Consider the following 24,219-nt stretch of genomic DNA (forward strand, 5'->3'; position numbering starts at 1 on the left):
GGAGCCGCCAAGCATGAGCAGATCGCGCGAATCATCAGAAACGACATCGAGGCAGGCAAGCTCCGCCATGGGCAGAAGCTGCCCTCGGACCGGGAACAGGCCGAACAGTTCGGGGTCAGTTCCCCAGTCGTGGCGAAAGCGATGAGCATCCTTACCGATGAGGGCCTGGTAGCCACCAGGCCACGGGCAGGACGGATCGTGAATGCACCCGAGCAGCTGGAGACACGAGAGGTCCGTACGTCCATGCCCCACCTAGTGGTAATCGGCGGCTACGCAGGGAGCGGAAAGTCCGAGCTCGGACGAACCATTTCGAGGTTGACCGGCTGGGCGATGGTCGACAAGGACACGACGACCCGTCCGGTCGTTGAGAAGGCGCTTGAGGTCATGGGGACCTCCCCCAACGACCGGGAGTCCGACATCTACCTCAACGAGGTTCGTCCTCGCGAGTACGAAGCCATGATGGCCACGATCACGGAGAACCTCAATGCAGGAGGGAACGTCATCGCCACTGCGCCCTTCATCCGAGAATTGAAGGATGAAGCCTGGATTCGCAACCTGCGAGCATTGTGTACCGACACCGGGACTCGCTTGACGATCATCTGGGTGCGCTGCGATGCGGAATCGATGAACACATACCTGCGGCACCGTGGTGCCGCCCGGGACAGCACCAAGCTCGGAAACTGGCAGACCTACATCGCCGGAGTCGACCCGACCTTCGAGCCCTTGGCCGAACACCTCATCGTTGACAACTCCATCGGTCAGCCACCGCTTATCGAGCAAGCAAAGGCACTTGTGGCCAAGATCTTGGGGTAGTTGCGCACATGCTTGCCTCAGCAACTCAAGAGCTGAAACACGGGGGATTATCCCTCTGACCTGCGAAAACACAACCCGCTGAGAGCCGCGCAGAGCCGCTTTCAGCGGGTTCCCCTATGTGGGTATACCCCCCGATTCCCTTGGAGGACAGGGAAAGAGAGTTCAACCCCCTTCACCTTGTAGAGGTTCTACAAGATTAAGGGGGTTGCGTTGTACGTCGAATGTTGAAACTTCTGAAACTTTGAAACTTTGGCAGGTCAGGGGGCTTGATCAAGGATTCAAAGAGTGGACCGGCGTCGGGGCGCCTGCTTGTTTCAGCTTCTCGGCACGATCGGCCCGGCCTTGGATTCATATCCACGGTGTATCCACGAGATCCGGCCATCGGCGGCGATCGGCAGCACATGACGGCACATGCGAATTCGCGGCTAGAGGAGTGTTTCACCTGCTCAACGAGCGAACGCGCCGGTCAGCAGGAGGGTACGGAAAAGGCCGGGTGCCAGCGATTGCCCACCCCTCATGGCAAACGCGGCACCCGGCCGGTGTGAGAACCCCCTGGAGAGGGTCTCAATGGTGCGGGAACTCGGCGCTGTCCGCCGCACCAATGGAGGAGATAAAGTTCGTGGGCCCCAGTTGATCTGAAGCGGTCGGAAGCTTCGAAGTAATGTTTCCTCGTTGTTTCCGTGCCTCAATTACAACACCGAACGCCGGGATCTGCCAACGAATCATCGGTGCCCTTGATCACGTCCAGGCGAGCAGTGTTTCCCCAGGGTGCTGCAGGAACGAGCCGACGTCGGCGAGGAACTGCGAGCCGAGTTCCCCGTCGATGAGCCGGTGGTCGAAGGACAGTCCGAGCGTGGTCACCTGGCGGACGGCGATCTCGCCCTCGTGCACCCACGGCTGCGGCCGGACGGCGCCGAACACGAGGATCGCCGACTCCCCCGGAGGGAGGATCGGGGTGCCCGTGTCGATGCCGAAGACGCCGACGTTGGTGATCGAGATGGTCCCGCCGGACATGTCGGCGGGCGAGGTCTTCCCCTCGCGGGCGGTGCGCGCCAGCGCGGTGAGGGCCTCGGCGAGTTCGACCAGGCTCAGGTCCTGGGCGGCCTTGACGTTCGGGACGACCAGGCCGCGCGGGGTGGCGGCGGCGATGCCGAGGTTGACGTCGTGCTTGACGACGATCTCCTGGGCCGCTTCGTCCCACTGGGCGTTGATCATCGGGTGGCGGCGGGCGGCCAGGAGGACCGCTTTGGCCACGAACAGCAGCGGTGTGACCTTGACGTCGGCGAACTCCTTGCGGCCCTTGAACTCCTTGACGGTGTCCATCATGCCGGTGACGTCGCAGGTGAGGAACACCGTGGCGTGCGGCGCGGTGAACGCGGAGGCGACCATGTTCTGCGCGGTGAGCTTGCGGACGCCCTTGATGGGGATGCGCTGGTCCTCGGCCGATGCGGTGATCTTCACCGGTGCGGCCGCGGCGGGTGCGCTGACGGCCGCTTCGACGTCGGCTCTGGAGACCGTGCCGTTCGGCCCGGTGGGGACAAGTGAGGCGAGGTCGATGCCGAGGTCCTTGGCGAGCTTGCGCACCGGGGGCTTGGCGAGCACCGGTCCGGACGCGGCGGGGGCCGCCGGGGCGACCGGTGCCGGTGCGGGTGGCGCGACCGGGGCCGGTGCGGCCGGGGCGGGAGCCGCGGCCGACGGGGCTTCGGTCGCCTCGCCGGAGCGGCGCTTGCGTCGCTTCGAGCCGGCTTCGCGCGCGCCGTACCCCACGAGGTTCGGCGTGCGCTCGTCCTTCTTCTTCTCGGGCGGGGGCGCTACGGCGCCTTCGACCTCGAAGCTCGCGAGCGGCTTGCCGACGTCGACGGTCTCGCCCGCCGCGGCGTGGTGCTCGGCGAGCACCCCGTCGTAGGGGCTGGGCACCTCGACGAGGGCCTTGGCGGTCTCGACCTCCACGAACGGCTGGTTGAGCTTGACTTCGCCGCCGGGCTCCACGAGCCATGCGGCGACCTCGCCCTCGGTGAGTCCCTCACCGAGGTCGGGCAGGTTGAACGTGATCCTCTGACCCATGTCCCGCTCCTCAGTACTCGAGGGACCGGTCGACTGCGTCGAGCACCCGGTCCAGGTTCGGAAGGTAGTCGTCTTCGAGGCGGCTCGCCGGATAAGGGACGTCATAGCCGGTCACCCGCAGGACGGGGGACTCCAGGGAGTAGAAGCACTCCTCGGATACTCGGGCGGCGACCTCGGCGCCGAGGCCGATGTTGCCAGGGGCCTCGTGGACGACGACGGCGCGGCCGGTCTTGCGGACCGATGCGAACAGCGGCTCCCAGTCGATCGGGGAGAGCGAGCGCAGGTCGATGACCTCGAGGTCCAGGCCCTCTTCGGCCGCCGCGGCGGCGGCGTTCGCGGCCACGTCCACGGTGGGGCCGTAGGCGATCAGGGTCGCGGTGCGGCCTTCGCGGAGGGTGCGGGCGCGGTAGAGCCCCAGTTCGGAGTGCTCGGTGTCGACCTCGCCCTTGGCCTGGTAGCGGCGCTTGGGTTCGAAGAAGATCACCGGGTCGTCGCCGGCGGCGGCCTGCTGGATCATCCAGTAGGCGTCGTTCGGGTTCGCGCAGGTGACGACCTTGAGGCCGGCGGTGTGCGCGAAGTAGGCCTCGGGGGACTCCGAGTGGTGCTCGATCGCGCCGATGCCGCCGCCGTAGGGGATGCGCACGACCACGGGCAGGCGCACGCGCCCGCCGGAGCGGTTCGGGATCTTGGCGAGCTGGGAGACGAGCTGGTCGAACGCGGGGTAGACGAAGCCGTCGAACTGGATCTCGCAGATCGGCCGGTAGCCGCGCATCGCGAGGCCGATCGCGGTGCCGATGATGCCGGACTCCGCGAGCGGGGTGTCGATGATGCGTTCGGAGCCGAAGTCCTTCTGCAGGCCGTCGGTGACGCGGAAGACGCCGCCGAGGCGGCCCACGTCCTCGCCCATGACGAGCGACTTCGGCTGGACTTCGAGCACGCGGCGCAGGCCCTCGTTGAGCGCCTTCACCATGGTCATGGTCGTCATCGGACCTCGCTCCCCTCGGTGGCGTCGTCGAGGGAGGCCTGGAACTCGAGGGCCTCCGCGCGCTGGGCCGCGATCTCCGGCGGCGTCTCGGCGTACACGTTGTCGAACATCTCGGCGATCTCCGGGTCGGTCAGCGCCATCACGCGGGCGCGCAGCTCGCGGACGAGCTCGCCCGCCTCGGTGTCGATGGAGGCGAAGTAGGCCTCGTCGGCCAGGCCCTCGGCGTCCAGCCACTTGCGGTAGCGGACGATCGGGTCCTTCGCGCGCCAGAAGTCCAGCTCGGCCGCGTCGCGGTAGCGCGTGGCGTCGTCGGACGTGGTGTGGGGCTGCATCCGGTAGGTGTAGGCCTCCACGAGGCTCGGGCCCTCGCCGCGGCGGGCGCGGTCGACCGCGGCCTTCGTGACCGCGTAGGTCGCGAGGACGTCGTTGCCGTCCACGAGGACCCCGGGGACGCCGAAGCCCTCGGCGCGGCGGTAGGGCGGGAGCCGGAACTGGCGGGCGTTCGTCTCCGAGATCGCGTACTGGTTGTTCTGGCAGAACAGCACGAGCGGGGAGTTGAACACCCCGGCCCAGATGAGCGCCTCGTTGAAGTCGCCTTCACTGGTGGCGCCGTCGCCGTGGTAGACCACGACGGCCTCGCCGTCCTCGTTGCCGACCGCGCCGTCCATGGCCACGCCCATGGCATAGCCGGCGGCGTGGAGGGTCTGGGAGGCGATCACGATCGCGTACATGTTGAAGCGGTCGGCGGCGACGTCGCGCCCGCCGAGGTCGGTCCCGCGGAAGAGCGCGAACGACGAGATGAGGTCGACGCCGCGCGCCCATTGGACGCCGAGCTCCCGGTAGGCCGGGAAGACCGTGTCCTGGGGGGCGAGGGCCCGGCCGGAGCCGACCTGGGCGGCCTCCTGGCCGAGGAGGCTCGGCCAGAGGCCGAGCTGTCCCTGGCGCTGCAGGGCGGTGCCCTGGGCGTCGAGTTCGCGGGTGATGACGAGGTCGCGGTAGAGGCCGCGGTACTCGTCGTCGGTGAGGGAGAGGTCGTAGTCGGGATGCTTGACGCGCTGACCCTCCGGAGTCAGCAGTTGCACGAACGCTGGTTCGTTCGTTGAGGCGGGTTTCGGACGGCTCTTGGCCGTCTTCTTGGCAGGACGCTGTGTGTCGCCCATGTATGCCTCCTCATATTCGTATTCCGGTGTATCCAAGCATCCCAAAGTCTTGGGTGGTGCGCGCCATAGCCGCCGCCCCATTACTATTCGAGGCGGAGGACTGACGCAGAGTAGTGATCGGTCGAGCCATCGACATCATCGGTCCTGAACGGCCGTTTCGTCGCACGGGGGTGGCGGGAAGGAGCGCGCGGTGCGCGGCAGCAGCAGCGACCAGGGGGGACGCTGGCCGGTGGGCATCTGGTTCGCCATGGTCGGCGTGAGCGCCGGGACCGTGGCGTCCTTCTCCCTCATCGGCTGGACCTTCGCGAGGGACCTCTACGGCGGCGGCGAAGGCACCGTCCCGCTCGACTACGAACCGCAGACCGTGGTCATCGAGGCCGACGCGACCCCCGACCCCGCAGGCGTCGCAGGCGGCGACGGGCCGGCCGGCCCCGCCGCCGACCCGGGCGGCCCCGGGTCCGCACCGCAGATCGGCGTCAGCGCGGCCGAGCCCCGGGCCGAACGCCTTGAGGACGCCGAAATCGGCGCGGCCCAACCCCCTGAGGAGCCCAGCGACGAGCACGCGCTCGAGGAGAGCACGCCGCCGCAGCTCGTCCCGATCGGCGAGGACGACGGCGACTGCGGCCCCGAGGAGGCCGCCGACGAGCCCGGTTGGGACCCGCACTGGGGCGGCGGCTGGGAGGAAGGCTGGCACAGCGACCAGGGCGACGCCGGGGAGAGCGGCCAGGACCAGGACGGCCACCACCGTGAAGGCGACTGGGTCGACTACGAGCTGCCCGAACTCGAGCTGGACCTCGAGTTCGACGCGTCCTCCATCGACCTGGAGCTCGAATCCGCCTCGCAGCCCGCCGCCGAGGATTCGGAACCCGAGTCCGAAGACCCCGAACCGGCCTCTGAGCTCGTGCCGGACCACGAATCCGGGCTCGCGTCCGACCTTGACTCCGAACCCGCATCCGGCCCTGCTGCCGACCCTTCGCCCGGCAGCGACGGCTGAGGCCCCCGCACCGCGCCCACTCCCCGAAGGAGTGAGTTGTGGGGAAGGCCACCCCGTAGCCGTAACTTGCATATGCGGATTGCCGTTACTCCTTCCGAGAGCGCGTCGCAGTGACGAACGCACACGGATTTCTGTGGGGTACAAGCAGATGGACCTTTTCTCCCGCACGATGCTCGCCTGTTCGGCCGAGGCGGGCCTGACCTCGACGGCCTTGACCCGGCACGTCCCCCTCCTGCGCCGCAACATCGGCTCCGGGGACCAGGTGTCCCTCCTCAGCCGCTGCGTCGGCTCCGACGGGCTCGGCAGCGGCGACCACGTCCTCATGCTCACCGGCGAGCGCATGGTCGTCACCCGCCAGTCGCGGCTCCTCGGCCGCGTCCGCCTCTGCCTCGACGCACCCGTCGCCGCCATCGAGAACCTCCGCTGGTCGGCCGACCCGGCCGGACCCGGCGTCGAACTCAACTTCACCGTCCTCGAAGGACCGGGCGCCACCGAGCCGCGCCGCTGGCACTTCTGGCTGCCCGCGACCCACGCCAAGCGCGTCTGGCGCATCGACGCGCTCCTCGCCCGCGCGTTCCGCCGCCCCAAGGCCGACTCCCGGCCCGCGGCCGACCGCCTCGCCAACTCCTCGGTCTTCGCCGACCTCGACCTCATCGACGACACGGCCGCGCCGGACCGCACCGAAGACACCGTCTCGCTCGTGAGGACGGCCCTGGCGCGGACCGCCCTGGCCGAGGTGATGCCGGTCGGCGCCGTCCACCCCACGAGCCCCTTTCCCGCCCCCCACCCCCGCCTCACGTCCGCCGAGCCCGAGCACCTCCACAGGCCGCAGCCGCACCCGTTCCTGCCGCCCGTCGTCGCAGCCGATGAACTTCCCGCGATCCCCGCACTTCCCGTGCGCGACAACGCGATCAACACGAACCGGCCGCGCCCCGCACCGACCCGGCCGGCCGGCTTCCAGCCCACGGGCCTCGAGACCACCATGGCCGCCGCGTGAACCCCCGCTGAGACCCGGATGCGGGCAGTGCGGGCGGCTCGCACGCCCCGGCAGGACACGGCTCGCATCCTCGACCTGATCCCCCCGAAGTCCGAGGGGCCGGTGAACCAGCGCTTGCTGGCTCACCGGCCCCTCGGTCGGTTCTCGGCGTTACGGCCTGGTCGTCACCGGCGCAGTTCGGCAGTGCAGCACTTGACCGAACCGCCGCCCTTCTTCAGCTCGGAGAGGTCGACCGGTACGGTCTCGTACCCGGCGTCGCGCAGCTTCTCGGCGAAACCGGTGGCCTCGGCGTTCAGCACGACGTTGCGGCCGTCCGAGACGAAGTTCAGGCCGAACCCGGCGGCGTCCTCGGCGTCGGCGATCACCGCGTCGGGGAAGAGCCGCTCGAGCAGCAGGCGGCTGCCCGGGGCGAAGGCCTCGGGGTAGTAGGCGATGCGCTCGTCGTCGAGGGGCGCGAGCGCGGTGTCGAGGTGGTAGTAGCGCGGGTCGATCAGCCGCAGCGAGACGACGGGGCGACCGAACACGTCAGCGGCCTCGGCGTGGGCGCGTGCGTCGGTGCGGAAGCCCCAGCCGGCGAGGATGAGCTCGCGGCCGGGCAGGTAGGTGAAGTCGCCTTCGCCTTCATTGATGAACTCGGGCTCGGCGAAGGTCCAACCGGAGGTGCGGTACCACTTCTCGTGGGCGTCGGCCTCAGGGCGGCGTTCGGGGTAGCGGAAGCTCGCGCCGTAGGCGATCCCGTCGACGACGAAGGCGCCGTTGGCGGAGTAGACCATGTCGGGGAGGCCCGGCTCGGGCTCGATGGTGATGACCTCGTGGCCGAGGGCGGTGTAGGCGTCGGCCAGGGCTTCCCACTGGGCGCAGGCGAGCGTGGCGTCGACGGGGGCGGTCGTGTCCATCCAAGGGTTGATGGCGTACTCGACTGCGTAGTAGGCGGGGCGGCACATGAGGTACGTGCGGCGGCCGGGCGACCGGGTCGCGGGCGCCGCGGCAGGTGAAGAACGGTGTTTCTCCATGGCGCGAGTTTAGACAGCCCGAAGCCCCTACGCACCACCCGCGGGCCCAGGACACACCGGAGTGTGACCAACACGCCTCACCAGGCACGCCGCAATCGGTGCAGCGGCGGCCGGAGCACCCGCGATGCGGGTGCCCCGGATTGCGGCGGTGCTGCTATTCGACGGCGACCGGACCTGCCCGGGACACCGCTCGGGCCGGGCCGAAGGCCGCCGTAAGGCCCTTCGGGCTCTCGTTCACATGGACCGTCACCTCCAGTCCGCTCACCTCGCATCCTTGGAACTCCACCCCGGAGCGCTCGACCATCGCCTCCGCCGCCGCGCACGCCTCTCCTTCACCGAAGAGGACCCTCGCGGCGCCGGCCAGCGCCGCGGCGTCCGCCGCGCCTTGGGCCCTATGACGCGCGGCGCCGGCCTGGCCGAGGCCGGTGAATGCCACCGCCGCAACCAAGATCGCCGCTGTCACACCGGCCGCCAGGACCGTCGCCGATCCCCGTTCCTTCCCGGCTGGGGTGCTCGATCCTCCGCCCGCTTCTCCGGTCGCTGGGGTGGCCGCCGACTTCAGCGCTTCGGCGGTTCCCGGCACGTGTGTCGATGCCGGGTCTTGGTCACCTCCCTCTCGCGTGGCGGTTTGGGCGACGGGGGCCTGCTTGCTTTTGTCCTTTCTCATTGAGGGAGGCCCGGTTCCATGGGGGCGGCGGCTTCGGCGGTGATCTCCATCGGCGGGGTCAACGGGCCCAGCGGACGGACCGGGGCCGTCACCACGACCGTGGCCATGGCGTCGTCGCTCGACACCGCGACCGAGGCGCCTTCGGGCAGATAGGCCGCAGCGACCGCTTGGGCGTCTTCGCCTCTTGCTGCTGCGATCGCCGCGCTGTTGGCCGCGTCGATCGCTCGGACTTTCATGCCGACGGCCGACACCGCCCAGAGGCCGAGCGCCAGCACAGCGACCACAGCGGGCAGGGCCGCCGCCAGTTCGGCGGTCACGAACCCGCTTTCGGCGCCGCTTCGGCGCCTGCCGGCTTCCTCGTTGGGCCTTCCGCCCTCTTCGCCGGCTGGTGGCCTGGTGCGATGTCCTTTGCCTCGCCGGCGGCGCTTCGCCGTTCGCTCCGCGCCGGGTCTTCGGTGTGCGAGGCCGGTTGCCGGTGGTGGCGGGTCCGGCCGGGCCTGGTCGGTCGGGGCGGCGCTGCGGTTCGTTTTCACGACAGGGCCCGTTCGATCAGGTCGGAGAGGGCGCTTTGGACCGGGCCCGAGGTGAGCACTTTCAGCAGGACTCCGGCGAAGGCCACGGCGGCGAGTGTGCCGACGGCGTATTCGGCGGTGCTCATGCCGCTCTCGCCGCGCATTCTGGAGGCGAACCGCCCGCCCCAGCTCGGTTTTTCGTTGCGCCGCATGCGGCTTGCACTCCATTCGTCTTCGGGCCTCGGGTGCGGGCTCGGCCGGCGCTTCACGGGTGGCGGATGTTCGTCGGTGAGGCGCGAGGGGCCTGCGGTGATCGGGGCTCGGCTTCGGTTCGAGCCCGGCGACCAGGGTTTCACTGCGTGGGTTGAGCCGGCGGTGACAGCAGCGGGCGCGATGTTCGTTGAGCAGGCAGCGGCCGTCGCAGGCACCGAGTTCGCTGACCTGGCAGTGGCCGTTGCGGAGACGGTGCGCGTTGGCGTGGGCGCAGTCGTTCGGACGGTCGTGTTCGGTTGGGCGTTCCTGGGTTCTTGGTCTTGTCCCCGGTTCGGCGGCTCGGGTGCGGCGTTTGCGGGGCGTCGTACATCGCAGCGGCGACCGCATGCGGGTCGCGGGTGGGTGCCTCCGGGTTCGCATGCGGAGGGCCTGCGGCTTTCGGGTCGGCAGGCGGCCTGGCGGGCATCGGGTCGTGCGGGTGCGCGGCGGTCTCGGCGGGTCGGGAGGGCCATCGTGGTGTGGGTGTTCGCGTGCATCGCGGTTTCCTCTCTTCGGTTGCCGGGCGGTGCTGCCCGGGGTCGTGCGGTTTCCGGGTGGTGCTGCCCGGGAGTTGTGCGGTTCCGGGCGGCCCGGGGGTCGTGGGGCTACCGGGCGGTGCTGCCCGGGAGTTGTGCGGTCAGAGGCCGGTGGACAGGGTCTCGGTGACGATGCCGAGCACCACCGGGCCGATCCCGGCGATCACGAACGCCGGCAGGAAGCACAGGCACAGGGGCCCGACGAGGGCCACCGCGGCGCGTCCGGCGCGTTCTTCGGTTCGGGTGCGGAGTTCTGACCGGATCGACGCCGCGAGTTGCTCGAGGCCTGCGGCGATGGCGGCGCCGGAGTCCCCGGAGCGGTCGAGTTGGCGTGCGAGGCGTGCGGCCCCGGGCAGCCGACCGAGTTCGGGGAGTGCTTCGGCGGCGGTGGCGCCCAGGTGGATCGCTCCGGCGAAGCGGTTCAGGCGGTCGCCGATCTCGGTGTCGTCGGCCTCGGCGACGGCGAACGCCGCCTGCGGGAACGGCGCCCCGGCGCGCATGCAGGCCGCAAGGAGGTCGAGGGTCCACGGCCAGGTCGGGGTGAGCCGTTCGGCGGTGTTCCGCTCGGCGCGGTCCGGGTCGGCGCGGAGGAGGCGGGCGGCGAGCCACCAGGCGCCGAAGCCCGCGACGATGCCGGTCACGCCGCCGATGGCGATCGCAGTGGCGACGCCCGCCAGTGGGCCGATGAGTTTTCGCAGCATCAGGAGCTCCTCGGGTTGACGGCGTTGACGAGTGCGCAGGTCCAGGCGAGGCCGGCGGCTTGGAGGCCCATCGCCGCTCCTGCCGCACCGATGCCTGCGGGGCTGCCGAAGAGGAACGCGACGGCTTCGACGCCGAGCGCCACTTCGCCGAGTGCGACTCCGGCGACCGGCAGGGCGATGAGGAGCGCGGCGGTGGCGCGGATCGATGCGGTCTGGGCGCTGGCTCGGGCGGCGGCCTGGTCGTCGTCGTGGAGGTGGTCGGCGAGCCGGCGGCAGAGTTCAGCGGCGGGCGCCCCGAGTTCGGCGGCGATGCGGAGCGCGGCCCGAAGGCGGCGCGCGGTGGCTGCCGCTTCGGCGGGCCAATCGGGTTCGGCGGCGGCGACCGCGCGGGTCGGGTCGGTGCCGGCGGCGAGGTCGGCCGCCAGGTAGGCGACGGTGTCGGCGGCGGCGCGGCGCGCTTCGCGGTGGCGCTTGCGGCGCAAGGCGAGATGCCATGCGATCACCGCGGCCGCGGTGTAGACCGCCGCGACCGCTCCGGCGGTGGCTGCCGCGATCGGGCCGAGGCCGCCGTCGTGGCGGTACCCGGCGAGCACGGCGGCCAAGGCCGCGACGAGGAGCGCGATGATCGTCGCGGCGGCTTTGGGCCGGTTGGTGATGAGCGTGGTGGCGATGGCGGTCATGCGGTGCTCCCTTCCGGAGGTCGGGTGGTCGTGGTTTCGGGGCGACGCGTGGTGCGCTGGGTCGGTGGGCGGGCGATGGCGGTCGCGTGGGCAGGTCTCGGGTTCGGCCTGGTGCGGCCGTGACGGCGATTGCGAGTGGATCGGCTGCAACGGCGACGCCCGGGCGGTTCAGCGGACGCGGTCGCGACGGCGGTCATCGGCGGCACTCCGTTCCAAGTGGTCGGTGAGGAATCGCGACAGGCGGCCGGGCGACTGCTGGGCGCATCGACCGGGTGGAGCTTCCGGTGATCATGCTGGGATCTCCGCTCGGCTCGGTCGGCGTGAATCGGGTTGTGGTGCGGCTGCGGCAGGTCGCCGGCCGCGAGGCGGTTCGGCGGTTCCGGAAGTGGCGGGGTGACTCGGGTCGATGCCGAGGACAGCCGGGTCCACGCGGCCGCTCCCTCCGGATTCGGCGCGGCAGGCCGCGATCCGAGACGGAGGGGATTGGCTCTGCCGTGGTGGCGCGAGGCTGGTTCGGTTCGGGCGTTGCGGGCTCGAACTGGTTGCGGCTCATGCGTTTCGCTCCCTCAAGAGACGTTCGAGAGTGCCTGCTCCCGGTCCTGGGCCGTTGCGGGTCCAGGCGGTTGCGACCGTCAGGGGCTCGGTTCTCGTGGGGCCGGTTTCGATGAGGGCTATCTCGGCCACTTGGCGGCCGGTGCCGTTGCGTCGCAAGTGGATGATGACCCTGAGGGCCGCCACCAGCTGGGCGTGGAGCCCTTCCCGCGGCAGGCCGTGCGGGAGCGCGAGGGCTTCGAGCCTCACGGGGGCGTCGGCGGCGGCGTTGCAGTGCAGGGTTCCGGCGCCGCCCTCGTGGCCGGTGTTGAGGGCGCCCAGGAGTTCGATGACCTCGGCGCCGCGGCACTCGCCGACCACGATGCGGTCCGGGCGCATCCGCAGGGACTGGCGGACGAGCGCGGCCAGGTCGACCTCGCCCGCGCCCTCGATGTTCGCGGGCCGGGATTCGAGGGTGAGCGTGTGCGGGTGGTCGGGGGCGAGTTCGGCGGCGTCCTCGACTATGACGATGCGTTCTTCCTTGGGGGCGTTGGAGAGCAGGCTCGCGAGGAGCGTCGTCTTGCCGGTGCCTGTGCCGCCCGTGACGATGAAGGCCAGGCGCGCTTTCACTATGCGCAGCATGAGGTCCGCCATGTCGGCGGTGAGCGTGTCCGCCTCCACGAGCTGCGTGAGCGTGAACGCTTTGGACCGGTGCGTGCGGAACGACAGGTACGGGCCTCCAGTGGCGATCGGGGCGAGGACGGCGTGGAAGCGGGTGCCGTCGGGGAGCCGCACGTCCGCGTACGGGCTGCCCGCGTCGAGGCGCCTGCCGGCCGCGGCGGCGAGTCGGCAGGCGAGGGCGCGGATCGCGTCCGGTCCGCCGAGGCGGGCGCTCACGGGCCGCAGGCCGTCGCCGCGGTCGGCCCAGACGCCGCCGGTGCCGTTGACGACGACATCGGTGACCTCCGGGTCGTCGAGCAGCGGTTGGAGCGGACCGGCACCGATGAGGTCGTCGCTCAACGCCCCCGAGAGCTGCAGGAGCGAGGTCTGGTCGGGCGGTGCGGCTCCGGCCGCGCACAGGGCCCGGACGATGTCCGCTTTGGTCGATCCGCGGCCGCGGTCGGGCCGGGTCTGGGCCGCGAGTTGGCGGCGGACTCGGGTGAGGAGTTCGAGGTTCATCGGCTCGCACCGGTCCGCGCGGAGCCGTGGAGGGCCAGTTCGCCGCGTGAGCGCGGTGCACTGAGGGCGGTGGTGAGGTCGCGGATGGCGCGGCCGACCTTGCCCCGGGGGACCCGGCCCTGGCGCAGGAGGACGGGGAGGCGGCGATCGGTGGGTACGGCACCCCGGACCGGGGGTTCGAGCCAGTCGGCTTCGCGCGGGCCGTCCCCGGTGACGCCGACCGGGCTCGGGCGGGCCTCGCCGCGCAGGACGACGCCGAGGTGGGCGTTGTGGAGGCCGTAGGCGGCGGTGACACTGCGGGCGGCCTCCCAGGAGCGGATGCCGGGTCCGAGGGCGACAGCGATCGAGCGGGCGGCCACGGCGGCCGATGCGGCGGCCGGGGTGCGGGTGCGCGGGAGGTCGACGACGACGAGGTCGGCGGCGAGGCGGGCGGCGCGCAGGACGCGGTCGAACGCGGCGGCGCTCACCTCCGCGGGGTTGCGCGGGTCGGGGCCGACCAGGTGCAGGCCGCCGCGTTTGGGGAGGCCGCCGAGGAGGCGTTCGGGGTCGAGCGGGCCGGTGCCGTTGGCGAGCGAGGGCCAGCGCCAGCCGGGTTGGGCGGCGAGTCCGGCGGCGGTGTCGATGCCGCCGCCGGTGTGGTCGAGGTCGATGAGGACGGTCTTGCGTCCGCTGTGGGCGGCGTCGGTGACGGCGGCGAGGGCGAGGGTGGAGGCGCCTGCGCCGCCGTGGCCGGCGACGGTGGCGATGACGGGTGCGGGTTCGGCGTCGAGGGCGGTGCGGATGAGGAGGTTGGTGAGGAAGTCGTCCGCGTCGGGGAGGGCGACGACGCCGGTGGCCTGCATCTGGATGGCCATGGGCCAGAGGAGGGAGGTGTCGTCGGTGTCGCCGCCGAGCCAGGACATGGTGGTGCAGAGGAGGAGTGGTTCGCGCGGTGGGAAGTCGCAGGCGATGCATTCGGGGGCGAGGTCGGGGCCGACGAGGACGATGGGGGCGCGCTGCCAGTGGCCTTCGGCGTCGCGGGGATGGCGGATGCGGCGGAGGGGGTGGCCGGCGGTGGCGGCGAGTGGGGCGACGGCCTCGACGAGGCGGTCGTCGGTGGTGACGAGGAGGGATTCTGCGGCGGTGATCGTGGTGCGGGCGAGTGTCGCGGCCATGGTTGCTCCTACGTTCAGTGATGTTCGCGTGCCTTGGAGTAACCATGACCGGGGTTCGGTCGGGTCGGCAAGGAACATTTTCTGAGCTGTGGATAACTTCCGGCTTATCGGATATTTCGGTCTTCCGTGGGGCGCAATGCGATCAGGGCTCGCGTGTCGCCTGTGGATAACGCGGCGTGTCGTCCGCGAGGGCCGCTCACATGCGACGAGGGACCGTCCCCACCGGGACGGTCCCTCGTGTCGCGTCGCGTCGCCTATTCGGGGCGGATGCCCCAGACGCCGAACCAGGCCTCGCTCGGGGAGAGCTCGACCAGGTCCTCGCCGGTGGCGAGGGCGTTCGGCGGGCAGGTGGTCGGCTCGATCGCGACGGAGCCGCGCTTGCGGTCCCCGTCGAGGCCGTCCGCCGTGTAGATGTGGACCCACGGGAAGGACTCGTCCATCCACACCGTGACCGCCTGGCCCGAGACGGGGTCGGCCAGCCGCACTTCGGCCTTCCCGTCGGAGCCGCGCTTGAGCTCGCCGTAGCAGTCGTCGATCACCAGGTCCTTGAGGACCGTCGGGTCGCCGAAGTCCGCTTCGCCGGAGCCGACCGGGATGCTCTGCTTGTCGAGCTTGAGCTTCTTGGCGGCCGGGACGTGCAGGGTCGCCTCGTCGATCCGCTCGAGCGAGCCGGGGATGAGGTAGGAGTGGGTGCCGAAGCCGAACGGCGCGGTCTTGTGTCCGGGGTTGGAGACGGTGTGCGCGGCACGGAGGCCGCCGGGCCCGATCGACCAGCGGGTGCGAAGGTGCAGGGTCCAGGGGTAGCCCAGGCGTGCGGGCAGGCGGCATTCGAGGGTGACCGAGGTCTCGGTGACGTCGACGGCGTTCCACTCGGCCCAGGCGACGAAGCCGTGGAGCGAGGTGTTCGTCTCGATCTCGTTGACCGGGAGCTGGTAGTCGGTGCCGTCGTAGCGGTACTTGCCGTCGCGCACCCGGTTGGGCCAGGGGGCCAGCATGTGGCCGGACCAGCCGGGCGCGAGCTCCTCATCCCCGTAGGACATCACGATCGGTCGGCCGCGGTAGGAGTACGAGCGCACTCCACCGCCGACAGCGACGATGGTGGCCTCGTGGTCGTTGTAGGCGATCACCCATTGCTCGCCGGACAGCGCCATAGGGGGTACCTCCGTGTCGTTATCGGTGGGCGGGATGTGCTTTGACGTTAGCTCATGTCCAATGACCTGCGGCACGCGTATCGATGTGGGCGAGATCGCAGGGAACCGTTGAAACCAACAAGACACATTAGCGGAACCCTCCGAAAGAAACCGTCATAACTGGACAAACCACTACCCTCACGATGGTTGTCTCATATTTTGCGCACCTTCTGCACCGCCGATGAGGATCACCCCCGGCCCGTGGCCACTTCCGTCGGCCCCCGCATTGAGGCACCATTTCCAGATAACTACGAACCGTCGCCTCCCGGAAGCCCCCGGTCGGCAACCACAGGGACAACACACTCAGGAGTACAACGATGTCTGAGTTCAAGCCCGGCCTCGAGGGCGTCATCGCCTTCGAAACCGAGATCGCCGAGCCTGACAAAGAGGGTGGATCGCTCCGCTACCGCGGTGTCGATATCCAGGACCTGGTCGGCCAGAGCACCTACGGCGACGTATGGGGCCTCCTCGTCGACGGCAAGTTCGGCAACGGCCTGCCGGCCGCCGAGCCCGTGCCCGTGCCCGTCTCCTCCGGCGACACCCGCGTCGACGCCCAGGCCGCGGTCGCCATGCTCGCCCCCTACTGGGGCCTCCAGCCGCTGCTCGACATCGACGACGAGACCGCCCGGGACGATCTCGCCCGCGTGTCGGTCACGACGCTGTCGTTCATCGCCCAGTCGGCCCGCGGCTCCGGCCGCCCCGCCGTGCCCCAGTCGGAGATCGACAAGGCCGGCACCATCACCGAGCGCTTCATGCGCCGCTGGCGCGGCGAGCCCGACCCCGCCCACGTCAAGGCCGTCGACACCTACCTGATGTCCGCCGCCGAGCACGGCATGAACGCCTCCACCTTCACCTCCCGCGTCGTCGCCTCCACCGGCGCCGACGCCGCCGCCGCCATCTCCTCCGGCATCGGCGCCCTCTCCGGCCCGCTCCACGGCGGCGCCCCCTCGCGCGTCCTCCACATGATCGAGGGCGTCGAGAAGTCCGGCGACGCGGAGGGCTACGTCAAGAACCTCCTCGACTCCGGTGAGCGCCTCATGGGCTTCGGCCACCGCGTCTACCGCGCCGAGGACCCCCGCTCGCGCGTGCTGCGCGCCGCCGCCAAGGAACTCGGCGCCCCGCGCTACGAGGTCGCCGAGGCGCTCGAGTCGGCCGCGCTGGCCGAGCTGCGAGCCCGCAAGCCCGACCGCGTGCTCGCCACCAACGTCGAGTTCTGGTCGGCGGTGCTCCTCGACTTCGCCGAGGTCCCCGCCGAGCTGTTCACGCCGATCTTCACCTGCGCCCGCGTGGCCGGCTGGAGCGCCCACATCCTCGAGCAGAAGAAGCTCGGCCGGATCGTGCGCCCGTCCGCGACCTACGTCGGCCCCGGCCCCCGCAAGCCCGAAGAGGTCGATGGCTGGCAGTAGCCGAAGCTCGCAAGCGGCCCGCGTCACCACGCCAGAGGGGGCGCGGGGCGCTTTTTAGTGCGGGGGCGTGTGCGCTCGTCTCATATGGGCGCGTTCGGGTTACGATCGATCGGTCGCGGCGAGGCTCCTCCGCCGCCCGACCGATCGAACACCGCATCATCCGAACGGGACGCCCCATGCCCTCCCCCCGGCCCTCGCCGCTGCGCCGCCGCGACCTCCTGGTCGGCGGCGTCGCCGGGCTGGCCGTGGCCGCCGCCGTCGCCGAGAGCGCCTGGTCGCTGTGCGAGGCCGCGACCGCCGACGCGTTCCCCGAGCCGGTGCGCAGCGGCCCGATCCACATGCAGATCGTGGCCCACCCCGACGACTGCCTGTACTTCATCAACCCGCGCCTCGCCCGCGTCCTCGACGACGGGGCCGAACTCTGCACCGTCATCCTCACCGCCGGCGAGGCGAACGGGCGGAACTCCTGGGTGGCCGACGCGCCCCCCGACTTCGCCGGGTACGCCGCCGCCCGCGACAACGGCCTGCGCCGCGCCTACGCCTTCCTCGCCCTCGGCGACGCCGACGCGCCTTGGGACCACTACCTGGCCCAGCTCGACTCAGGCCAGGACGTCGAACTCTGCGTCCTGCGCGACAAGCCCCAGGTGCACCTCATCTTCTGCTCACTGTGGACGAACCTCGGGCGTATCACCGGGGAGTTCACGCGGCTCCTGGCCCTGTGGGAGGGACGCCTCGACGACTCCCTGGTCCTGCCTCCGACCGACTCGCCGCTCTCCGCCGGGTCCACCGTGGACCGCGCCACGGTGCAGGCCACCCTCCTGGAACTGCTCGAGCGGTACCGCCCGGCGGTGGTCAACACCCTCGACCCCGACCCGGACCCGGTCGCCGGGGAGCGGCTCGGCGCCGAGCAGGTCGGCTACTCCGACCACATCGACCACACCGCCGCCGCGCTCTTCGCCTGGGGCGCCGTGCGCGAGTGGGGCGGCGCCCGCAGCACCGAGGCCTGGCGCGGCTACTACAACCGCCGCTGGCCCGGCAACCTCGGCCCGGCCGACCTCGAGCCCAAGGGCCGGGCGCTCGACGTCTACTCCTGGAACGGCGGCGCCGACTGCGGTGCGCCCAGCGGCTGCGGCGACCGCCTCATCATCGGGCCCGGCGCGGGTCTCGGCTACGGGTACGCCACCCACCCGCGCTACACGGCGGCCGTGGCCGCCGCCGAGACCGACGACGGCATCCGCCCGTTCGCCGTGCGGGACCACACGCTCCAGGTCCTCGGCGACGACGGCTGGGAGGACCTCGGCGGACCCGACGCCATGCTCCCCTCGCTCGACCGGGCCGGCACGAAGCTCTACGCGATCAGCGCCGAGCACACCCACGACCCGGCCACCCACGTGCGCGACGTGCACTGCTACGACCTGGTCTCCGGCCAGTGGCAGCTCCTCGGGAACCCGGCCGGGACCGGACCTGACGCCCGCATCGTGGGCCAGGTCGCCGCCGCCGACGACGGGCGCACCGCGCTCGCCTGCGTCCGCGACCCGGCCGGCGGCGTCTCGGTGCGGGTGCGCCGCGAAGGCGGCGAATGGGCCGCCTGGACCCGGCTCGACGGGCCCACTGTGCACGACGCCCCCGCCGCCCTCGCCGCCGACGGCGCCTTCACGATCATCGCGGCCACCCCCGACAACGTGGCCGTCTGGGAAGGCGACGGGGACGCCTGGGCGACCCGCATGCTCGACCTGCCCGGCCCGAACGACCTGCCGTTCCTGCCCGCCACCGCCGTCACCGCCGCGCAGGCGCCGGACGGGCGGATCGTGCTCGCCTCGCGCGTCGGCGGGTGCAGCGACGTCGCACTCCACTGCGGACGCGGTGAGGCGTGGACGGGCGTGCGCGTGCCGCTCGAAGGCGGCGTGCTCCCCCCATCGCTCGCGATCGGGCCCGAAGGCGCGCTCGCGGTGGCCTGCGACGACGGGACCGGGGCCCCGGCGGTGCTCATGCTCGAGCTGCCCGATCTGGAAGCCGGTGCGGGGCGGTTCGGACTGCTCTCGCGGCCGTGGACGCGCGGCGACATCACCGTCGTGAAGCGCCCGGCGGCCGCGTTCGGTTCCGATGGGGCGCTGCGGCTGTGGGCCGTCGCCTCCGACGGTGAACTGTGGACGGCCGGGGCCGAGCCGGGCGGCGAGCCGCCCGTGGGCTGGACCCAGGCTTAAGGGTTCCCACGGCGGGGGCGCGAGTTTCACGCACGAAATCGAACGCGCTCGTCGGTCCTGACCAGGGCGGGCGGCGTGCAATCGCTAGCGCAGGCGGCCTTCGGCGAGCGCTTTGAACGTGCGCAGCTGCCGCCGCATCATGGCCAGGTCGCCCCAGGCGAGGACGCGGCGGCGGGCCGCCTCCATCGCGCTGTCATTCGCCTTCTCGCCCACCAGGAGCGTCGCCCGGAGGCGGGTCCGCCGCTCGGCCAGGGGCTCGACGTCGTAGACGACGACGAAGGGGCCGAACAGGCGCAGGCCGCGAGCGGAGGTCATCCGCAGCGTCAGGTACGAGTCCCGCCTGAAGTCGGCGAGCGTGAAGATCGTCATGAACTCCTGCCCGACCTCCAGCTCATCGACCCCCGGGGTGAGCCGGCGCGGGCTGCGCCGGCCCCGGTTGTCGAGCAGGTCGTAGCTGTAGGGGGCGACGCGCATCTGGCACAGCCAGCGGAAGACCGCCCCGGCCGGGGCGTCCACCTCGATCGCGCGCAGCCACCGCTCGGCCGGGTCGGGCGCGAACCGCGACCCCGGGCACGCCCACTGCTCGTCGGCGCGCCCGGTCCCCCAGTGCCGCGGGTTCACGGCTTCCAGGCCCGTTCGAGGAAGTCCAGGACCAGGTCCGCGTACCCCTGCGGGTCCTTCTTCACGCCTTGCAGGTGCCCGGCGCCGGGCAGGGTGTGCATCTCGGCCGCGGGCAGCGACTCGGCAAGCGCCGCAACGCCTTCGGGCCGGATGATCGGGTCGGTCTCGCCCGCGAGGAGCAGCATCGGCGTGGAGAGGTAGCGGCCCTCGGCCTTCGGGGGCCATTCGGCGTTCAGCGCCTGGATCGCCGTGCGCACGAACGCGTCCACTGTGGGCTTTCGCGAGGGCGGCACCCGGTAGCAGTCCGGGAGCGGCATGGCGCGGGAGTCCATGAAGCGCTCGAAGGCGTCCGCGAGGTCGGCCACGGGGCCGCTGTCGCAGACGACGGCGTCCACATCGCACTGCCGCAGCATGTACGTGACCGGGTAGCAGGAGAACGAGAAGCCGTAGACGGCGATCTTCGCGTCGCGGTGCCGGTCCTGGGACCTGACGTGCTCGACGAGGGTCACGAGGTCCTCGGTGAACCGGTCGGCGAGGTCGCTGCCGCTGGGGTCGGCACTGCTGAGGCCGTGGTTGCGGTGGTCGAAGAGGAGGACGGTGCAGCCCGCGTCGTGGAGGAACTTGGCGTGGGCGAGCGAGGCCGACTTGCTGAGGCCGATGCCGTGGCCGACGATGACGACGCGGTCGGGGTCGCCCGCGATGAGCCATGTGTGCAGGGTGCCGCCGTTGAAGGGCACTTCACCGGTCTCGGCGGTCAGCCCGAAGTCGGCGGGCGACTTGTGGTGGCGGCGGCGCGGGGGCCGGAACACGCGCTTGGCCATCATGGAGCCGAGCACGGCGGCGGTGGGGTAGGCGAGGGTCGAGAGGGCGCCGCTGAGCGGGCCGGGGCGTTTCGGTGATGCTGCCAATGGGTGCTCCTTCGTTTCGGCTGTTCGCGTCAGCCGCAGCCGCCCGCATGACCGTCGTCCACTGTGGCCTTAGCGGGGGTTGCGGCACCGGACGGGAGGTCGGGAACCGGCAGGGACCGGGCGAAGGCGTCGAGTCGGTCGACGCCCCAGTATCGGTCGAAACCCCTCACGAAGAAGGGTACGCCGAACACCGCGTCGGCCTGGGCCCTCGCGAGCGCTTCGGCGCCGCGTTCGCGCAGGGCCGGGTCGTCGGCCGCTGCCGCGCTGCGTGCGGGGTCGACGCCGACGGCTGCGGCGAGGTCGGCGATCGTGTCGCGGTCGCAGATGTCGCGCCCCTGCTCCCAGCGGGCCCGGTACGCGGCCGCGACGAACGCGCGGCCGCGTCCGGCGTCGCGGGCGACGAAGTAGGCGAGGTGCGGGACCTCCCAGCGCGGTTCGCGGTCGACGGGCCAGGCGATCTCGAGGCCGCGTTCGAGTGCGAGGCGGCGGGCGTCGCGCAGGATGTAGTGGTGCTTCTCCTTGGACATCGGCGTGTAGAGGAAGCCGGAGCCGGAGTCGGCGAGGGCCTTCTCGGTGTGCTCGTCGGGCTCCCAGAACGGCACCCAGGCGAGCCGGTCGGCCAGGTCGGGGTGGCCGGTGACGAGGTCGTGGTGCGCGAGCCAAGAGTAGGGGCTGCGCAGGGAGAAGTAGAACGTCGGCGTCTTGGAGCGCGGGGCCATGGTGTCTCCGTTCAGAGGATGATGCCGCCGTCGACGGAGACGACGCTGCCGGTCATGTAGGCGGCGCGGTCCGAGGCGAGGAACGCGACGAGGTGCGCGACCTCTTCGGCGGTGCCCATGCGCCCCAGCGGGATGTGCTCGACGGCTTTGCGTTTGACGGCGTCGGCGAGCCCTTCGGTCATGTCGGTGGCGATGAAGCCGGGAGCGACGACGTTGACGCGGATGCCGAAGCGGCCCAGTTCTTTCGACATGGCCTTGCTCAGGCCGATGATCCCGGCTTTGGAGGCGGCGTAGTTGGCCTGCGTGGCGTTGCCGTAGATGCCGGCGACGGAGGAGAGGTTGACGATCGCGCCGCTGCGGCGCTTCATCATGGAGAAGGCGACGGCGCGGCACATGTGGTAGGTGCCGTCGAGGTTGGTGCGCAGCACGTCGTTCCAGTCGCTGTCGCTCATGGTGATCAGGGGCGCGTCGCGGACGATGCCCGCCGAGTTGACGAGGACGTCCACTGTGCCCAGTTCCTCTTCCACGGCGGCGACCAGTTCGCGGCAGGCGGCGAGGTCGGCGACGTCCGCGGTGTAGTGGCGCATGCCGGGTTCGGGTTCGTCGGCCTTGCCGCGGGAGCAGACCGCGACCTCGTACCCGTCCGCGAGGAGGGCTTTGGCGGCGGCGAGGCCGATGCCGCGGGTGCCGCCGGTGACCAGGGCGACCGGTCGCTCGTTCATCGGAGTGCTCCTTCGTCTTCGGCGGGGGCGAGTTCCGCCGCCGGCCGCATGGCCATGATGATGCGGTCGACGGTGAGGACCGCTCGTCCGTCTACTGTGGTGGTGCCGTTGCAGAGGACGGTGTCGCCGAGGTCGCGCAGGATCTCGACCCGGTGCACCAGTACGTCGCCGGGACCGGCGTCGCCGTGGATCTCGACGCCGCTCATGCCGCCGAAGAGCATCACCTCGCCCTCCAGGACGGAGGGGTTGGGCTTCTCGCTCGCCACGAGCACCCCGGCCGCCTGGCACCAGGACTCGATGAGGAGCACCGTGGGGTAGGCCCCGCCCCCGTCCCGGTACCACGGCTCGTTGCCGCTGAGGGCCTTGAGCGCAGTGAGGGAGCGCCCCGGTTCGAGTTCGGCGACCTGGTCCACCAGGAGCATCGGAAACCGGTGCGGGAGCACGGCGCGGATCGCCTCGAAGTCCATTCAGGCCTCCGCGGCGAACGTGAGGCGGGCCTGCACGGCGACGCCGCGCTCGCCGGCGACCGTGGCCCGGCAGGACCCGCCGGCGGTGAGGTCGAGTTCCACGGTGAGCTTCTCGCCGGGGAACACGGGGGCCTTGAACCGGGTGGACTCGATCGAGCGCAGCCGCAGTGAGGCGTCGTGTGCCAGCGCGGTCTGCAGCACGAGGTCGACCAGGCAGACGCCGGGGAAGATCGGGAACCCCGGGTAGTGCCCGGCGAGCAGGGGCTCTGAGGCGTCCACGGTGTACTCGGCCCGCACCCGGCCGCCCTCGGCGGCGGTGATGCGGGGCCGCTGCAGCAGCGGCGAGGCGTGCGGGGCGGTCACTGGGCCGCCCCGACCTTGCCGAGCAGGAGCGTGTGGGCCTTGTCGAGGCTGGTGACCTCCTTGAGCTCGCTCTCGCCGAGCTTGACCGAGTACCGGCGCTCGAGGACGACCATGACCTCCAGGGCCATGAGCGAGTCCACTTCGAGGTCGTCCACGAAGTGGGCGTGGTCGGTGAGCTCTTCGACCTCGACGTCGAGGACGTCGGCGACGATCGTGCGGAGCTCTTCGCGGTCGATGATGGTTTCCATGGCTGTCTCCAGTCGTTGCGGTGTCATCGGGTTCGGGGGCGCAGGCGCAGGAGGGCCGCGGCGATGGTGCCGTCGCGGTCCACGGCGCTGACGAGCGCGAGGCGCGGCTCGTCGGAGGGTTCGTCGGCGGCGCGGGCGAGCACGGCGGCGATCTGGAACGCGGCCGAGGCGGCCCCGGTGTCGCCGATGTGGTCGCCCACGTACAGGTGCGCGGCTTTGGTGTGCGCGAAGAGGGACGCGAGTGCTTCCTCTTCGGCGGCCGCGTACTCGCCGGGCGCTTCGGACCAGGCGATCAGCCACAGGTCCTCGCGCACGGCCTCGGGGACGACCTGCTCGATGCAGCGCTTGAGGGCGCGGGAGGCGTCGCGGGCGTCGTGCGAGACGGCGGTGCCGATGGCGAGCACGTCCGCGAGCGCGGTGCGGCCGGCCTCGATGGCGGTGGTCTCGGGTTCGAGGAGGAACAGGCCGCAGCCTTCGCCGACGGGGGCGGTGTCGAGGGTGCGGTTCTGGTGCCAGGTCAGCCAGGCCCGGGTGGGCGAGAGCTCTTCGGCGGCGCCGCAGATGACCTGGCCGACGCGGCCGGAGCGCTGGAGGCGCGCCGCGTAGGCGAGTGTGGACAGTGCGGAGGTGCGGCCCGAGGCGATGGTGGTGTTCGGGCCCCGGAGCCGGTGCCAGATGGCGCTCTGCCCCGCGGCGCAGTTCATCACGGTGTTGGGGAACTTCGTGGGGTCGACGAAGTAGGGCCGCTTCTGGATCAGGGACTCGCGGGTGAAGTCGAGCATGCTGTGGGCGCTGCCGGTGGTCGTGCCGAGGACGAGCGCGGTGTGCTCGGACAGGCCCGCGATCCGCTCGCCGGACTCGTCCGAGAGGAGGCGCCCCACGGTGGCCACCGTGAGCGCGGTGACCCGGTCCATGGAGCGGGTGCCTTTGCGGCCCAGCACTTCCCGGGCGTCGAAGTCGGGGACCTCGGCGACCTGGAGGGCCGGGTAGCCGTCGCCCTCGGCCGGGCCGACGGCCACCGCTTCGGCGGCCATGCCCTGGCGGAAGGCCTCGTTGCCCAGCCCGAACGGCGAGGCGGTGGCCCAGGCGGTGATGACCGCGCGGGAGTCGGTGGGTGTCATTGGCGTCTTCCT

At 71.4% G+C, this 24,219-nt stretch carries 25 protein-coding genes; 5 read left to right on the forward strand and 20 right to left on the reverse strand.

Annotation, left to right across the window (positions count from 1 at the left end):
- On the forward strand, window positions 1-813 hold an 813-nt coding region (locus QWI33_RS28965), incomplete at its 5' end, for a GntR family transcriptional regulator (protein ID WP_289960085.1).
- A gap of 738 nt (window positions 814-1,551) precedes the next feature.
- Here QWI33_RS28965 and QWI33_RS28970 read toward each other — a convergent pair.
- Genes QWI33_RS28970 through QWI33_RS28980 form a run of 3 tightly spaced genes read right to left on the reverse strand, consistent with a single transcriptional unit; the run spans window position 1,552 to window position 5,022 of the window.
- A complete protein-coding gene (locus QWI33_RS28970; protein WP_289960086.1) occupies window positions 1,552-2,877 on the reverse strand; it encodes a dihydrolipoamide acetyltransferase family protein in 1,326 nt (441 codons plus the stop codon).
- A gap of 10 nt (window positions 2,878-2,887) precedes the next feature.
- Complete coding sequence (locus tag QWI33_RS28975) at window positions 2,888-3,862, reverse strand: alpha-ketoacid dehydrogenase subunit beta (RefSeq protein WP_289960087.1); 975 nt, start codon at window positions 3,860-3,862, stop codon at window positions 2,888-2,890.
- Window positions 3,859-5,022 carry a thiamine pyrophosphate-dependent dehydrogenase E1 component subunit alpha gene (locus QWI33_RS28980; protein WP_289960088.1) on the reverse strand — a complete coding sequence of 388 codons (1,164 nt, stop codon included), beginning with the start codon at window positions 5,020-5,022 and terminating at the stop codon, window positions 3,859-3,861. The genes QWI33_RS28975 and QWI33_RS28980 overlap by 4 nt, the downstream gene beginning before the upstream one ends.
- Window positions 5,023-5,212: 190 nt before the next feature.
- Here QWI33_RS28980 and QWI33_RS28985 point away from each other — a divergent pair, with 190 nt between their 5' ends.
- Together QWI33_RS28985 and QWI33_RS28990 are read left to right on the forward strand one after the other, a co-directional pair.
- The gene (locus QWI33_RS28985) at window positions 5,213-6,016 is read left to right on the forward strand and encodes a hypothetical protein (protein ID WP_289960089.1); all 804 of its coding nucleotides are present in this window, start codon (window positions 5,213-5,215) and stop codon (window positions 6,014-6,016) included.
- Between the two features lie 133 nt (window positions 6,017-6,149).
- Window positions 6,150-7,013: a hypothetical protein gene (locus tag QWI33_RS28990; RefSeq protein WP_289960090.1), complete on the forward strand. Its 864-nt coding sequence runs from the start codon at window positions 6,150-6,152 to the stop codon at window positions 7,011-7,013.
- A 164-nt stretch (window positions 7,014-7,177) separates the two neighbouring features.
- On the opposite strand, the gene ddaH is transcribed toward QWI33_RS28990, so the two are convergent.
- The 9 genes from ddaH to QWI33_RS29035 all read right to left on the reverse strand — a co-directional run bounded on the left by ddaH (window position 7,178) and on the right by QWI33_RS29035 (window position 15,389).
- Window positions 7,178-8,026 carry a dimethylargininase gene (gene ddaH / locus QWI33_RS28995; protein ID WP_289960091.1) on the reverse strand — a complete coding sequence of 283 codons (849 nt, stop codon included), beginning with the start codon at window positions 8,024-8,026 and terminating at the stop codon, window positions 7,178-7,180.
- A gap of 154 nt (window positions 8,027-8,180) precedes the next feature.
- The gene (locus QWI33_RS29000; RefSeq protein WP_289960092.1) at window positions 8,181-8,693 is read right to left on the reverse strand and encodes an Rv3654c family TadE-like protein; all 513 of its coding nucleotides are present in this window, start codon (window positions 8,691-8,693) and stop codon (window positions 8,181-8,183) included.
- Window positions 8,690-9,010: a TadE family type IV pilus minor pilin gene (locus QWI33_RS29005; protein ID WP_289960093.1), complete on the reverse strand. Its 321-nt coding sequence runs from the start codon at window positions 9,008-9,010 to the stop codon at window positions 8,690-8,692. The genes QWI33_RS29000 and QWI33_RS29005 overlap by 4 nt, the downstream gene beginning before the upstream one ends.
- Before the next feature lie 212 nt (window positions 9,011-9,222).
- The gene (locus QWI33_RS29010) at window positions 9,223-9,417 is read right to left on the reverse strand and encodes a DUF4244 domain-containing protein (protein ID WP_289960094.1); all 195 of its coding nucleotides are present in this window, start codon (window positions 9,415-9,417) and stop codon (window positions 9,223-9,225) included.
- Window positions 9,418-10,094: 677 nt separating this feature from the next.
- Entirely contained in the window at window positions 10,095-10,694 is a 600-nt protein-coding gene (locus QWI33_RS29015) for a type II secretion system F family protein (RefSeq protein ID WP_289960095.1), read from the reverse strand.
- Window positions 10,694-11,374 carry a type II secretion system F family protein gene (locus QWI33_RS29020; protein ID WP_289960096.1) on the reverse strand — a complete coding sequence of 227 codons (681 nt, stop codon included), beginning with the start codon at window positions 11,372-11,374 and terminating at the stop codon, window positions 10,694-10,696. The genes QWI33_RS29015 and QWI33_RS29020 overlap by 1 nt, the downstream gene beginning before the upstream one ends.
- A gap of 549 nt (window positions 11,375-11,923) precedes the next feature.
- On the reverse strand, window positions 11,924-13,084 hold the full coding sequence (locus QWI33_RS29025) for a TadA family conjugal transfer-associated ATPase (protein ID WP_289960097.1): 1,161 nt from the start codon (window positions 13,082-13,084) through the stop codon (window positions 11,924-11,926).
- Window positions 13,081-14,238 carry a septum site-determining protein Ssd gene (gene ssd / locus QWI33_RS29030; RefSeq protein WP_289960098.1) on the reverse strand — a complete coding sequence of 386 codons (1,158 nt, stop codon included), beginning with the start codon at window positions 14,236-14,238 and terminating at the stop codon, window positions 13,081-13,083. Before ssd ends, QWI33_RS29025 begins: the two co-directional genes overlap by 4 nt.
- Before the next feature lie 254 nt (window positions 14,239-14,492).
- Window positions 14,493-15,389 carry an aldose 1-epimerase family protein gene (locus QWI33_RS29035; protein ID WP_289960099.1) on the reverse strand — a complete coding sequence of 299 codons (897 nt, stop codon included), beginning with the start codon at window positions 15,387-15,389 and terminating at the stop codon, window positions 14,493-14,495.
- Between the two features lie 356 nt (window positions 15,390-15,745).
- Between QWI33_RS29035 and QWI33_RS29040 the strand changes: the two genes are divergently transcribed.
- Both QWI33_RS29040 and QWI33_RS29045 read left to right on the forward strand, forming a co-directional pair.
- The gene (locus QWI33_RS29040) at window positions 15,746-16,834 is read left to right on the forward strand and encodes a citrate synthase 2 (RefSeq protein WP_289960100.1); all 1,089 of its coding nucleotides are present in this window, start codon (window positions 15,746-15,748) and stop codon (window positions 16,832-16,834) included.
- Between the two features lie 176 nt (window positions 16,835-17,010).
- Window positions 17,011-19,038, forward strand: coding sequence for a PIG-L family deacetylase (locus QWI33_RS29045; RefSeq protein ID WP_289960101.1), 2,028 nt, complete (start codon window positions 17,011-17,013; stop codon window positions 19,036-19,038).
- An 84-nt stretch (window positions 19,039-19,122) separates the two neighbouring features.
- Here QWI33_RS29045 and QWI33_RS29050 read toward each other — a convergent pair whose 3' ends face one another.
- The 8 genes from QWI33_RS29050 to QWI33_RS29085 are packed head-to-tail and all read right to left on the reverse strand — an operon-like array spanning window position 19,123 to window position 24,207.
- The gene (locus tag QWI33_RS29050) at window positions 19,123-19,659 is read right to left on the reverse strand and encodes a hypothetical protein (RefSeq protein WP_289960102.1); all 537 of its coding nucleotides are present in this window, start codon (window positions 19,657-19,659) and stop codon (window positions 19,123-19,125) included.
- Window positions 19,656-20,567, reverse strand: coding sequence for an alpha/beta hydrolase (locus tag QWI33_RS29055; RefSeq protein ID WP_289960103.1), 912 nt, complete (start codon window positions 20,565-20,567; stop codon window positions 19,656-19,658). Before QWI33_RS29055 ends, QWI33_RS29050 begins: the two co-directional genes overlap by 4 nt.
- 29 nt (window positions 20,568-20,596) lie before the next feature.
- A complete protein-coding gene (locus QWI33_RS29060; protein ID WP_289960104.1) occupies window positions 20,597-21,286 on the reverse strand; it encodes a 2-hydroxychromene-2-carboxylate isomerase in 690 nt (229 codons plus the stop codon).
- Between the two features lie 11 nt (window positions 21,287-21,297).
- Window positions 21,298-22,008: a 3-oxoacyl-ACP reductase FabG gene (fabG, locus tag QWI33_RS29065; protein ID WP_289960106.1), complete on the reverse strand. Its 711-nt coding sequence runs from the start codon at window positions 22,006-22,008 to the stop codon at window positions 21,298-21,300.
- The gene (locus QWI33_RS29070; RefSeq protein WP_289960107.1) at window positions 22,005-22,475 is read right to left on the reverse strand and encodes a 3-hydroxyacyl-ACP dehydratase FabZ family protein; all 471 of its coding nucleotides are present in this window, start codon (window positions 22,473-22,475) and stop codon (window positions 22,005-22,007) included. The genes fabG and QWI33_RS29070 overlap by 4 nt, the downstream gene beginning before the upstream one ends.
- Window positions 22,476-22,838, reverse strand: coding sequence for a 3-hydroxyacyl-ACP dehydratase FabZ family protein (locus QWI33_RS29075; protein ID WP_289960108.1), 363 nt, complete (start codon window positions 22,836-22,838; stop codon window positions 22,476-22,478).
- Complete coding sequence (locus QWI33_RS29080; RefSeq protein WP_289960109.1) at window positions 22,835-23,086, reverse strand: acyl carrier protein; 252 nt, start codon at window positions 23,084-23,086, stop codon at window positions 22,835-22,837. The genes QWI33_RS29075 and QWI33_RS29080 overlap by 4 nt, the downstream gene beginning before the upstream one ends.
- Before the next feature lie 23 nt (window positions 23,087-23,109).
- Window positions 23,110-24,207: a beta-ketoacyl synthase N-terminal-like domain-containing protein gene (locus QWI33_RS29085; RefSeq protein ID WP_289960110.1), complete on the reverse strand. Its 1,098-nt coding sequence runs from the start codon at window positions 24,205-24,207 to the stop codon at window positions 23,110-23,112.
- Window positions 24,208-24,219 lie beyond the last annotated feature (12 nt).

It is taken from the genome of Glycomyces tritici (assembly GCF_030403505.1).

Bases quoted from the DNA above. Each gene is read 5' to 3' on its own strand.
- QWI33_RS28970 (WP_289960086.1), bottom strand. From the start codon at position 2,877: ATGGGTCAGAGGATCACGTTCAACCTGCCCGACCTCGGTGAGGGACTC.
- QWI33_RS28975 (WP_289960087.1), bottom strand. From the start codon at position 3,862: ATGACGACCATGACCATGGTGAAGGCGCTCAACGAGGGCCTGCGCCGC.
- QWI33_RS28980 (WP_289960088.1), bottom strand. From the start codon at position 5,022: ATGGGCGACACACAGCGTCCTGCCAAGAAGACGGCCAAGAGCCGTCCG.
- ddaH (WP_289960091.1), bottom strand. From the start codon at position 8,026: ATGGAGAAACACCGTTCTTCACCTGCCGCGGCGCCCGCGACCCGGTCG.
- QWI33_RS29000 (WP_289960092.1), bottom strand. From the start codon at position 8,693: ATGAGAAAGGACAAAAGCAAGCAGGCCCCCGTCGCCCAAACCGCCACG.
- QWI33_RS29010 (WP_289960094.1), bottom strand. From the start codon at position 9,417: ATGCGGCGCAACGAAAAACCGAGCTGGGGCGGGCGGTTCGCCTCCAGA.
- QWI33_RS29015 (WP_289960095.1), bottom strand. From the start codon at position 10,694: ATGCTGCGAAAACTCATCGGCCCACTGGCGGGCGTCGCCACTGCGATC.
- QWI33_RS29020 (WP_289960096.1), bottom strand. From the start codon at position 11,374: ATGACCGCCATCGCCACCACGCTCATCACCAACCGGCCCAAAGCCGCC.
- QWI33_RS29025 (WP_289960097.1), bottom strand. From the start codon at position 13,084: ATGAACCTCGAACTCCTCACCCGAGTCCGCCGCCAACTCGCGGCCCAG.
- ssd (WP_289960098.1), bottom strand. From the start codon at position 14,238: ATGGCCGCGACACTCGCCCGCACCACGATCACCGCCGCAGAATCCCTC.
- QWI33_RS29035 (WP_289960099.1), bottom strand. From the start codon at position 15,389: ATGGCGCTGTCCGGCGAGCAATGGGTGATCGCCTACAACGACCACGAG.
- QWI33_RS29040 (WP_289960100.1), top strand. From the start codon at position 15,746: ATGTCTGAGTTCAAGCCCGGCCTCGAGGGCGTCATCGCCTTCGAAACC.
- QWI33_RS29045 (WP_289960101.1), top strand. From the start codon at position 17,011: ATGCCCTCCCCCCGGCCCTCGCCGCTGCGCCGCCGCGACCTCCTGGTC.
- QWI33_RS29060 (WP_289960104.1), bottom strand. From the start codon at position 21,286: ATGGCCCCGCGCTCCAAGACGCCGACGTTCTACTTCTCCCTGCGCAGC.
- fabG (WP_289960106.1), bottom strand. From the start codon at position 22,008: ATGAACGAGCGACCGGTCGCCCTGGTCACCGGCGGCACCCGCGGCATC.
- QWI33_RS29070 (WP_289960107.1), bottom strand. From the start codon at position 22,475: ATGGACTTCGAGGCGATCCGCGCCGTGCTCCCGCACCGGTTTCCGATG.
- QWI33_RS29080 (WP_289960109.1), bottom strand. From the start codon at position 23,086: ATGGAAACCATCATCGACCGCGAAGAGCTCCGCACGATCGTCGCCGAC.
- QWI33_RS29085 (WP_289960110.1), bottom strand. From the start codon at position 24,207: ATGACACCCACCGACTCCCGCGCGGTCATCACCGCCTGGGCCACCGCC.